The organism is Flavobacterium sp. (genome assembly GCF_046155325.1).
GTDB lineage: Bacteria > Bacteroidota > Bacteroidia > Flavobacteriales > Flavobacteriaceae > Flavobacterium.
In genome coordinates this window covers 1-11,426 of the sequence record NZ_JBJXDQ010000059.1, presented here as the reverse complement: position 1 = coordinate 11,426, position 11,426 = coordinate 1, and the positions used below count along the sequence as shown (strand labels likewise).

10 protein-coding genes and 2 pseudogenes are annotated in these 11,426 nt (G+C 32.7%); 4 read left to right on the top strand and 8 right to left on the bottom strand.

Annotation, left to right across the window (positions count from 1 at the left end; translation table 11 throughout):
* From ACKVOD_RS04030 to ACKVOD_RS04020, 3 genes and pseudogenes are all read left to right on the top strand, one after another.
* A pseudogene (locus tag ACKVOD_RS04030) lies at positions 1-321 on the top strand (acetylornithine deacetylase); the annotation flags it as partial.
* 50 nt (positions 322-371) lie between these two features.
* A complete protein-coding gene (gene argH / locus ACKVOD_RS04025; RefSeq protein ID WP_409208194.1) occupies positions 372-1,652 on the top strand; it encodes an argininosuccinate lyase in 1,281 nt (426 codons plus the stop codon).
* Between the two features lie 101 nt (positions 1,653-1,753).
* Positions 1,754-2,570, top strand: a pseudogene (locus ACKVOD_RS04020) (transposase).
* A 66-nt stretch (positions 2,571-2,636) separates the two neighbouring features.
* On the opposite strand, the gene ligA reads toward ACKVOD_RS04020, so the two are convergent.
* The 5 genes from ligA to rpsF form a co-directional block, all read right to left on the bottom strand.
* Positions 2,637-4,631, bottom strand: a complete 1,995-nt coding sequence (gene ligA, locus ACKVOD_RS04015; RefSeq protein ID WP_409208193.1) for an NAD-dependent DNA ligase LigA — start codon at positions 4,629-4,631, stop codon at positions 2,637-2,639.
* A 74-nt stretch (positions 4,632-4,705) separates the two neighbouring features.
* Positions 4,706-5,179, bottom strand: coding sequence for a DUF6495 family protein (locus ACKVOD_RS04010; protein ID WP_409208192.1), 474 nt, complete (start codon positions 5,177-5,179; stop codon positions 4,706-4,708).
* A gap of 213 nt (positions 5,180-5,392) precedes the next feature.
* Positions 5,393-5,836 (bottom strand): 50S ribosomal protein L9, encoded by a 444-nt coding sequence (rplI, locus tag ACKVOD_RS04005; RefSeq protein WP_409208191.1) that lies wholly within the window; start codon positions 5,834-5,836, stop codon positions 5,393-5,395.
* Positions 5,837-5,903: 67 nt separating this feature from the next.
* On the bottom strand, positions 5,904-6,200 hold the full coding sequence (rpsR, locus tag ACKVOD_RS04000; RefSeq protein ID WP_409208190.1) for a 30S ribosomal protein S18: 297 nt from the start codon (positions 6,198-6,200) through the stop codon (positions 5,904-5,906).
* Positions 6,201-6,205: 5 nt separating this feature from the next.
* Complete coding sequence (gene rpsF, locus ACKVOD_RS03995) at positions 6,206-6,547, bottom strand: 30S ribosomal protein S6 (RefSeq protein WP_248903299.1); 342 nt, start codon at positions 6,545-6,547, stop codon at positions 6,206-6,208.
* Positions 6,548-6,710: 163 nt separating this feature from the next.
* On the opposite strand from rpsF, the gene ACKVOD_RS03990 reads away from it, so the two are divergent.
* The gene (locus ACKVOD_RS03990) at positions 6,711-7,409 is read left to right on the top strand and encodes a LytR/AlgR family response regulator transcription factor (RefSeq protein WP_409208189.1); all 699 of its coding nucleotides are present in this window, start codon (positions 6,711-6,713) and stop codon (positions 7,407-7,409) included.
* Here the strand turns inward: ACKVOD_RS03990 and priA are convergent.
* The 3 genes from priA to ACKVOD_RS03975 all read right to left on the bottom strand — a co-directional run bounded on the left by priA (position 7,403) and on the right by ACKVOD_RS03975 (position 11,277).
* Positions 7,403-9,874: a primosomal protein N' gene (gene priA, locus ACKVOD_RS03985; RefSeq protein WP_409208188.1), complete on the bottom strand. Its 2,472-nt coding sequence runs from the start codon at positions 9,872-9,874 to the stop codon at positions 7,403-7,405. The genes ACKVOD_RS03990 and priA overlap by 7 nt on opposite strands.
* Before the next feature lie 24 nt (positions 9,875-9,898).
* Positions 9,899-10,849, bottom strand: a complete 951-nt coding sequence (locus tag ACKVOD_RS03980; RefSeq protein ID WP_409208187.1) for a YihY/virulence factor BrkB family protein — start codon at positions 10,847-10,849, stop codon at positions 9,899-9,901.
* Between the two features lie 68 nt (positions 10,850-10,917).
* Positions 10,918-11,277, bottom strand: a complete 360-nt coding sequence (locus ACKVOD_RS03975) for a four helix bundle protein (protein WP_409208186.1) — start codon at positions 11,275-11,277, stop codon at positions 10,918-10,920.
* Positions 11,278-11,426: the final 149 nt, after the last annotated feature.

The following is an 11,426-nucleotide window of genomic DNA, read 5'->3' as shown; positions in this document are numbered from 1 at the left end:
AATGATAAGTATAATAATCAGGAAATTTTAGACACTGTAAAAGCTAATGTGGCTGCAGAAGTGACGCCTCGATCTATGCATCTAAATGCTTCTTCTATTCCCGTTTCACACGGATTAGTACAAGCTGGAATTGCATTAGGCAGAACCACATATGGCTCTCCTACCCTGTCAGATCAATCGGTAATTAGTTGCCAATCTTTGAAATTAGGACCAGGAGAAAGCTTGCGTTCACACTCGGCAGATGAATTTATATTTATACATGAAATCGAAGAAGGAATTGATTTATACATCAAAATATTAACCGGCTTTTTTAAAAAATAATTATATCGTACGGACAGCTCGCGAGCTGTCCCTACCAAAAAAACACGATTATGAAACTTTGGGAAAAAGGAATACCAACCGATAAAAAAATAGAACATTTCACCGTTGGAAACGACAGAGATTTAGATTTGGTATTAGCCAAATATGATGCCTTAGGATCTATTGCTCACGCTAAAATGTTATGTGAAATTGGATTATTGACTGAAGAAGAATCGGATTCATTGGTTCTGGCTCTAGAAGATATTATCATTGATATTGAAAAAGGAGATTTTGAGATTGAAGAAAGTTTTGAAGATGTACATTCGAAAATTGAATATCTATTAACTCTAAAATTAGGCGATGCTGGAAAGAAAATCCACACCGCTCGTTCTCGTAATGATCAAGTTTTGGTCGACATCAATTTATATTTTAAAGATGTCATAACCGAATTCAAATCTCAGGTAAAAACTTTGTTTGATTTATTGATGGAATCAGCAGAAAAAAACCAAAATGTATTGTTACCAGGCTATACGCATTTACAAATTGCCATGCCATCGTCTTTCGGAATGTGGTTTTCTGCTTATGCCGAAACATTAATAGACGACATTACCATGCTGAATGCAGCATTGAAAATTGTAAATCAAAACCCATTAGGTTCTGCTGCGGGTTACGGGAGTTCTTTTCCAATAAACAGAACTTTTACAACCAAAGAATTAGGTTTTGAAACCTTGAAATTTAATTCGGTTGCCGCGCAAATGAGTCGTGGAAAATCAGAGAAAATAGTAGCTTTTGCGATGAGTAGCATAGCTTCTACCTTATCTAAATTCTCTATGGATGTTTGTTTGTATATGAGTCAGAATTTTGATTTTATCGGCTTACCAGCTCATTTAACAACAGGTTCCAGCATCATGCCACATAAGAAAAACCCAGATGTTTTTGAGTTGATTCGTGGAAAATGCAATAAGATTCAGGCTTTACCTTACGAAATTACGTTGATTACTAATAATCTTCCTAGTGGCTACCATAGAGATTTACAGTTATTGAAGGAAGGTTTGTTTCCTGCCATTCAAAACCTGAAAGCCTGTTTGGATATTGCAATATTCTCAATCAAAGACATCAAAGTAAAAGACAATATTCTATCAGACAAAAAATACGATTACTTGTTTACTGTGGATACTTTAAACGAAATGGTTGTAGCGGGAATTCCTTTTAGAGATGCCTATAAAGCGGTTGCCGAACAACTGGAAAATGACACTTATCAATCGCCAAAAGAAACCAAACACACCCATGAAGGAAGTATTAATAATTTGTGTTTGGAAGAAATTGTAGCCAAAATGAAATTAGCTCTTTAAGTTTAATCATTGAAGTGATTTAAACTTATTTTGTAAATATAAAAGGGTTGACGAAATTTGTGTTGCAAAACATAATCATTTCATAATCAAATCTTATGTAGATTGTACTTGACAAAGATATAATAAAAGTGAAATTGTTCCTTATTTACCGTTAGCGAAAAGAGGTTTTCAAGCAACAGTTCCTTTAGAAGAAATCGTAAATGCGGTTCTTTATAAGTTAAAAACAGCTGTTCAATGGCATCAACTGCCTGTAAAATAATTATTTGATGATAATTTGCTGACATGGTAATCGGTTTATTATCATTATCGTAAATGGTGTAGAACAGATGTTTTAAAGAAAAGTTGGATAAATATTTTAGAGAAGAATAAATCAAAATTTGACCCTTCGAGTGTTGATTTTGATGGCAGTCATACTTCTGCAATCAGAGGAGACGAAGAAGCTTAATATCAAGGCAAAAAGAAACCTAAAACAACTAATGCGTTGTATTTGAGCAATAAACAGGGTTTGCCATTACCCATTTCACAACCAGTAGCTGGTAACCATAACGACCTTTATAATATTGAAGTCTAGTTTGAAGTAGTAGCAGAAACATTAGAATAAAAAAAAATTCCAGTTGACGGACTTTTTTTAAATGCTGATGCAGGTTTTATTCTAAAGAGTTTAGGCTATGTTGTGAGAAAAAATAAATAAACGCTAATGTTTGTTTCAATACAAGAAATGGAGATACAGATAGAGATGAATATTTTGACCCATTACTTTATAATGAGCGCTATAAATTTGAGATAACAAAACCTTGAATGGACAGATTTAGTTCGTTACTAAATAGATTTAACACAACAATAGCTAGTTGGCTGGGCTTTAATTATGTAGCTTTCATAATAATTGCACTAAAAAAATTTAACAAAATAAAAGTTTAAACGATTTCAGTGAATAAATAACAACTACATCTTTTAAGTTTGAAGTTAAATATTTTATTTACCTCATTAGATCATCCTAAGAAAATCAATCTCAGAAATAATAGCAATTTTGAGCTTGACGGCTTTTTCTAATTTTGCGGGTCCCATATTATCTCCTGCCACAACATAATCTGTTTTGACAGAGATGGAACTCCCTATTTTACCGCCATTATCTTCGATGGCTTTTTTCAAATCGTCTCTCGAAAATTGTTCAAAAACACCCGAAACTACAAATGTTTTTCCTGATAGTTTATTAGTAGCGTTTAAGTTCACAATTTGAATACTTTCGAATTGCAAACCTTGATGCTTCAATCGTTCAATAATGTTTATATTATCTTGGTTAGCAAAAAAATCAATTACACTATAGGCAATTCGCTCTCCTATTTCGTCAACCAATACAAGATCCATAAATGAAGCTTCACTTAATGCATCTATGTTCTTATAATGCTGAGCTAATTTTTTGGCAACAGTCTCTCCAACAAATCGGATTCCAAGTGCATATAATAAACGCTCAAATGGGATGTTTTTTGATTTTTCAACACCGTTTATTAAATTTTCAGCCGATTTCTGTGCCATTCTATCCAAAGGAAGAATTTGTTCTACCGTAAGTTCATATAAATCTGCATAATTATGAACCAAACCGTTATTGAACAACAACGCTACCGTTTCTCCGCCAAGACCTTCAATATCCATGGCTTTTCTAGAAATAAAATGCTGAATTCTACCAATAATTTGAGGCGGACAACCATAAAAATTAGGGCAATAATGATTAGCCTCACCTTCTGAACGAACAAGCTCCGTTTGACATTCGGGACAGTGAGAGATGTATTGGGTAGGTTCGGAATTTATTTGACGTTGAGTCAAATCAACTGCAATAATTTTAGGAATAATCTCCCCTCCTTTTTCAACAAAAACTTCATCGCCAATACGAATATCCAATTTTTCAATTTGATCGGCATTGTGCAAAGAAGCCCGTTTAACAATAGTTCCTGCTAGTTGCACAGGCTCTAAATTAGCAACTGGAGTAATAGCTCCCGTTCTACCTACTTGAAAAGAAATTGAATTTAATCGTGTCGAAACTTGTTCCGATTTAAATTTATACGCCATTGCCCAACGTGGCGATTTGGCTGTATACCCTAATTCGTCTTGATATTGATAGGAGTTTACCTTAACAACTACTCCATCGGTCTCATAAGGTAAGTTATGCCTTTGAATATCCCAATAGTCTATAAACTCGAAAACTTGTTCTAGATTTTGAGCTAATTTGGCTTCTTTTGGTACTTTAAACCCCCAATCCCGTGCAGTTTTTAAACTCTCAAACTGGGAATCAAATGGAAGTTTAGATCCCACAATAAAATACAATAAACAATCTAATGGCCTTTTTGAAACCTCGGCACTATCTTGCAATTTTAAACTTCCCGAAGCAGTATTTCTAGGGTTTGAATAAGGGGTTTCACCCAATGCTATTAGTTCTTGATTCATTTTTTCGAATCCTGCAAAAGGGAGTATTATTTCGCCACGAACATCAAAGGCTTCAGGAAAATTTCCTTTCAACTCTAAAGGAATTGATTTTATCGTTTTGATATTATTCGTGACATCATCACCTTGCACTCCGTCACCACGGGTAACAGCGCGTTTAAGCTTACCGTTTTCATAACTGATACTTATTGAAGCTCCGTCATATTTTAATTCACAGGTGTATTGCAAAGGAACTGCTCCTAATACTTTTTGAATTCTTTTTTCCCATTCAACTAATTCTTCTTTAGAATAAGAATTGTCAAGAGAATACATTCTAAAATCATGTTTGACAGTGTCGAAAATTTTGGTAATTGCTCCGCCAACGCGTTGACTAGGTGAATTTTCATCGAAAAATTCGGGGTGAAATTTTTCTAATTCCTGAAGTTGTTTTAATTTAATATCAAAATCAAAATCAGAAATGGTGGGTGTATCCAAAACATAATAATTATGATTATGCTGATTGAGTTCTTCTCTTAAATTTTGAATTGTATTATAAATATCCATAAATAAAAAATTGGCTATTGTAGTATTTAAAAAAAAACACTAAAATAGCCAATTTTATAGAATATAATACAGAATTACGATTCAATAATTGAAATAATTTGTTTGAATAATTGTCCGTCACTTAAAATAGAACCTTGTTGAATCAATTCAAAAATAGAACTATTGCGTTCTTGAGTAAATACTTTTTTACCCGTTTTAATTTCTATCGTATCTGTAAAGAGGTTATCACTAAACCATTGCAAGCCTTCTTTGGTTAAGAAATTAATTTCGGGCACTAAGGATTTTAAAACGATTGATTTTATATAGGTGTCAAAACACTGAAAAAGGAATATATGATTTTTAGAGAAATGCTCTAAATATTCAGCACGACCCAGAACGCCTTCCCAAACTAAATCAGAAAAAACATCTAGCTCTTGTTCTGCGACTTCGGGTTTTTCTCTCTTTATAGTGTCCCATTCTGCTTTATCTATGGCTTGAGTCGCTAAAAAAGTGCTAAATTCTTGATGTAATTCTTCAAATTGTTCTTTGGTAAGTCTTGAGTATTTCATAAATTTTTTTTTTGCCACAAAGGCACTAAGTCACTAATCTTTTTGAAGTCTTGAATTAATCTTTACTTTTCCATGAAGTCCCAATAGTTTCGGAAATATTTGTTAATGAGATGAAATTTCTACAATATACAAACCTTTTCGACTTTGCGACTTCGTGGCATTATAAAAAAAAATCCCGATTCTCATCGGGATTTAGTTGTATAAATTTAGAAATTAAGCTTTTTCAGCTATAATTTCATACGGTAATTCAACAATAACATCTCTGTGAAGTCTAATGTTTGCAGTATATTTACCTGTTCTTTTTACGATACCACTAGTGATAAATTTTCTTTCTATTGATTGACCTGCTTTTGCTAAAGATTCAGCAATATCAATGTTTGTGATAGATCCAAAAAGTTTTTCACCACCAGCTTTTGCAAAAATTTTAATTTCTAATGCTTTCAAGGTTTCAGCCAATGCTTTTGCATCGTTTACTACCTTAGCTTCTTTATGTGCTCTTTGTTTCAAATTTTCTGCTAATACTTTCTTTGCAGAAGGTGTAGCTAAATGTCCAAATCCTTGTGGAATTAAAAAGTTACGACCGTAACCATTTTTTACATTTACCACATCGTCTTTAAAACCTAAGTTTTGAACGTCTTTTTTTAATATAATTTCCATGTTGTTGTCCTTTTTTAATAGAAGTTAGTCTCGCTGAAGCGAGACAACAAGCTGTTGTTTTTTTTAATTATTTTAATAAATCAGCTACATATGGCATCAACGCTAAGTGACGCGCTCTTTTTACTGCTACTGATACTTTTCTTTGGTATTTCAATGAAGTACCTGTTAAACGTCGAGGAAGAATTTTTCCTTGCTCGTTAACAAATTTCAATAAGAAATCAGCATCTTTATAATCGATATACTTGATACCTGATTTTTTGAAACGACAATACTTTTTGATTTTGTTGATCTCAATATTTAAAGGAGTAAGATATCTAATATCTCCATCTTTTTTTCCTGAAGCTGATTGTTGTAATGTTGCCATAATAATTACGCTTTTGTAGATTTTAATTTGGTTCTTCTTCTTTCAGCCCAAGAAATAGCGTGCTTGTCTAAACTTACAGTTAAGAAACGCATGATTCTTTCGTCACGTCTAAATTCAGTTTCAAAAGCAATTAGGACTTCTCCTGCTACTTTGAATTCGAATAAATGGTAAAAACCACTTTTTTTGTTTTGGATTTCGTAGGCCATTTTTTTAAGACCCCAATCTTCCTTCGATACCATTTCGGCTCCTCTAGATGTAAGAAAATCTTCAAATTTGCTTACTGTTTCCTTTACCTGAACCTCAGATAAAACGGGATTTAAAATGAAAACAGTTTCATAATGATTCATAAATTTTTATTTAAAATTAATTTGGGCGCAAAAGTAAATATTTATTTTGAATAAACAAACCTATTTTTTATTTATCGGTTTAAAAGCAAAAAAATACGATTAAGTTAGGTTTTATCAAAAAAACTCTCTATGTTTACAGTCCCAAATCTTAAATAAATAAATTATGAAACTAAACTGTGTCGTTGTGGACGATAGTTCCATTCAAAGAATGATCATTTCAAAGTTAGTGAATAATCATCCAAATCTACATTTAATTGGAGATTTTTCCAATGCTATTGAAGCGAAAGGCTCCATGTCTATTAATAATATAGACTTGATTTTTCTTGATATAGAAATGCCTGTTATTAGTGGTTTTGATTTTCTTGACGGTTTAAAAACAAAACCGCAAATTATCTTTATAACCTCTAAGGCTGAATACGCCATGAAAGCATTTGACTATGATGCTACTGATTATCTTCAAAAACCTATAGCATTAGACCGATTTAATGCTTCAGTAAAACGAGCTTTAGACCTACATATGCTTAAAACTGAAACTGGAGACGAAGATGGTGAGCACATTTTTATAAAGAGTAATCTCAAAAAATTAAAAATTTTCACTGCTAAAATTAAATGGATTGAAGCCTATGGTGATTATGTGAAAGTAGTAACCGAAGAAGATAGTAATTTAGTGTTATCAACAATGAAATCTTTCGAGAAAGATTTATCTCAAGAAAAATTTATTAGAGTGCATAAATCCTATATTATCAATATCGATAAAGTAGAACGTTTTAATAGTCGATTTGCTGAAATTGGAATTACAAAAATTCCGCTTAGCCGACATAAAAAAGAAGCACTAGTAAAAGCACTCACTATCAATCAGTAAAAATCAACATTTATAGCCACTTTTATGGCTTTAAATTGTGCAACCGAATCAAAACTATTCAGTATTTTCTGAATAGTTTTTTTTGTGCCTTGGAGGGCGTAATTTTGTGGAATTTTAATAAGTATTGTTCTAATATATTCATTTCGAATTCTAGAAATCGAAGGCTCTTCAGGCCCTAAAATCGGAATAGACATATTTTGCTTCATCACTTGATACAACCACATCGAACCCTCTTTGAGTTTGTCAAAATCGCGATGTTTCAAGGTTAATTTTATCAATTTAAAATATGGAGGATAATGATAGATTTGCCTTTCATATAATTGCTCTTTATACATAGCTAAATAATCATTATTCACTACATGCTGAATCGTATTGTGATTTGGATTATAGGTTTGAATAATAACTTTTCCTCTTTTTTCAGAGCGTCCTGACCTACCTGCTACCTGAGTCATCATTTGAAAACTTCTTTCAAAAGCCCTAAAATCAGGATGATATAACATATTATCGGCATTCATAATCCCTACCAAACTCACATTATCAAAATCCAAACCTTTAGACAGCATTTGGGTTCCTACTAAAATATCAATTTCACGGTTTTTAAAACTATCAATAATTTTCTCAAAGCCAAATTTACCACGAGTAGTATCTTGATCCATACGACCCACTTTTATATCAGGAAACAATTCGGTTATTTCTTGCTGAATTTGTTCCGTACCAAAACCCTTGGTTGTAATATCAACACTAGAACAGGCGTGACAATTTGTTGGTTTTGCCATCGAATAGCCACAATAATGACAACGCAATTGATTTTTATGTTTATGATAAGTCAAACTAACATCACATTGCTGACATTGGGGTACATGACCACAAGTCATACATTCAACAATGGGTGAAAAACCACGACGATTTTGAAACAAAATTACTTGTTCACCTAAAGAAATAGTAGTAGTAATTTCGTCGATTAAAGTATCGCTAAAATGCCCTGACATTTTTTTGCGGAAGTATTTGTCTTTTAAGTCAACTAATTCTATTTCTGGCATCAAAACATTGCCATATCGCTCTGAAATCTCAACACATCCAAATTTATCTGTTTCAGTATTAAAATAGGTTTCTAAACTGGGCGTGGCTGAACCTAATAACACTTTTGCTTTATGAAATTTAGCCAAAACAATTCCAGCATCGCGAGCATGATACCTTGGAGCAGGATCTACTTGCTTAAATGTTTGCTCATGCTCTTCGTCAACAATCATTAAGCCTAAGTTTGCAAAAGGCAAAAACAAAGCCGATCTAGCTCCGATAACAATTTGTGCTTTTGGTGAAGACTCTAAAACCTGCTTCCAAACCTCGACTCTTTCGTTGTTGCTATATTTCGAATGAAAAACAGCTACTTTGTTGCCAAAATAGTCTCGTAACCTTCGTACTAACTGCGTAGTTAGAGCAATTTCGGGAAGTAGATAAAGTATTTGCTTATTAGTCAATAGATACTCTTCGATTAATTTGATGTAAATTTCGGTTTTGCCGCTCGATGTAACTCCGTGCAACAAACAAACTTCTTTTTCTAAAAAACTTTCTTTGATTTCATCCAAGGCTTTTTGTTGCGCATTACTCAATTCTAACTGCTTTAATTTGATCTTATCTTCAAAATTAACTCTGTCAACTTGTAAAAAATATTCTTCAAAAATTTCTTTTTCTACTAATGTCTTTATTGTAGCGGCAGTGCTGTTGCTACTTTCTATTAATTTTTTGACTGTAATTGGCTTTTTTTCACCAAATGGGCGGATAGACTCTGAAGCACTTAATTGAAAATAGCTTAAGACTATTTCCTTTTGCTTATTAGCATTTTTCAGGGTTTCTAGTAACGTGCCCAAACCTTCATCAGAATCATATTTTGAATGTAATTTAACATAACGAACTAATTTAGGAGTATATATTTCCTGAATTTCTTCTTGTAAAATAAGGATGTTTTTATCGACTAATTTTTGAATCACAGGCAATATGTTTTTCTTATTCAAAATATTCATTATATCCTGAATTTTCAAAGAACTCTGCTGTTGCAAAGCTTCATAAATCAAATATTCATCGTCTGACAAAACATTTTCATCTATAAACATTTCTGGTTTTTTCGAAATAATTGTTTCGCTTTCTAGCAAAAGTGCCGATGGCATTGCACCACGATACACATCGCCGATGGCACACATATAGTAGGAAGCAATCCATTGCCAATGAGCAATTTGATATTCTGTAACTATTGGTTTTTCGTCTAGAATTTGATGAATCTCTTTTACCTCATATAGACTAGGTTTGTTTTGATGGATTTCAATTACTAAGGCAGAATAAATTTTATTTTTACCAAAAGGCACCGCCACTCGCATCCCTTTTTTGATGAAGTTATATTCCGTTTCTGAAACGCAATACGTAAAGGTTTTAGCTAAAGAAAGTGGTAAAATTACTGCTACAAAATGCATTTTGAATTAGATAGTAAACTCTTCTTAGGTGAAAAGTTCAGGGTTAGTGTCTGCATTTAATTGTTTTCTTTTTAGTTTATGAATTACGGCATTTAATTCAAAACCTAAGAGCAATATCATACAATTTATCCAAATATAAAACATCATAATTAATAAAGTCCCTATTGACCCATAAAGCTCATTGTATTTAGAAAATCGGATGACCCAAATTCCAAAACCATACGAATCCATAATAATAAGAATCGTGGTAAATACTGAGGCGATAGAGATAAACGGGATTCCGGTAAAATGCTTGGTACCAAATTTAAAAAGCACTGACGTTGTGATTAATATCATCAAGATCACAAAAACATAACGCCCCAGAATAATGAGTGAAACACTATCGCTAAAAACATTTTCGATTTTTATTTTTTGAATAAAAACCTCAAAAATCACTATGGTCGAAACGGTAATCAAAAGCAAGAATGACAATACTAATGATATTCCGAGCGCTACTAAATATTGACTCAAAAAACCCCGTTTATGAATCACATGTTTTGACGATTCAAAACCGCCTAATATACCGTTTAAGCCATTGGCCATTAAAAAAATTGATAGCATAAATCCTGAAGAAAGTAATCCTGAATGACTATTATTCAAAATATCATTAATAATTGTTGCTATCGCATCATAGGTATTAGGAGGTACTCCATCTTTTACAAACTCTAAAAAATCAACCTGAAAACCCTCAATAGGGATGTATGGAATTAAATTTAATATAAAAAGCGCAAAGGGAAACAAGGCCATAAAAAAACTAAAGGCAATAGCACTAGCATGATAACTCAAAGCCCCCTCACCTATTCCTACTATGTATAATTCTAATAAATCATAAAACGACAATCCTTGTAACCAAGGTAACTTTATCCTTTTTAACAAACGAACAAAATAGCTCAGGATTGGGATTCTTTCTAGTTTATCTTCTATTGATTTACTCATAATTTTCAGGTTTCAGTTGGCAGGTTTCAGGTTATAGATTACAGGTTTCAGGTGGCAGATTGAACTATTTATGAAAATTTATCTAGATTATTCATCATGTAATTTAATAGTTTGCCAACTTCTATACTTTTTGATGTTAGGGTTTCAAACTGAATTGTATCGATATAATTGCAAGCGTGCGAATATTCTAGCCAAACCTGAGTTTCGGAATTTTCAGCGTCACTATCCGTTAATTTTGAAATAAAATGCTTTTCATAGCTTCTTTTTCTTGTTGCTTCGGCAATATTAGCGGAAACACTTCTCGAAGAACGCCTAATTTGATCCGTCAATGAATATTTTTCTTCCGCTGGAAAATTTTTTGAAATAGCATAAATGTCCATTGCCAATTCAAATGATTTTTTGTACGCCAATAAATCTTGGAATCTCATACTTTATGTTTTAAATTCTTTTTCCAATATAAACTTGTCATCTGCCTTCGAAATCTGTTATCTGCCACCTGCCACCTGTAACCTGTAACCTGCCATCTGTTATCTGCCACCTGCCTTCTGTTATCTGAAATCTGAAATCTGCCATCTGA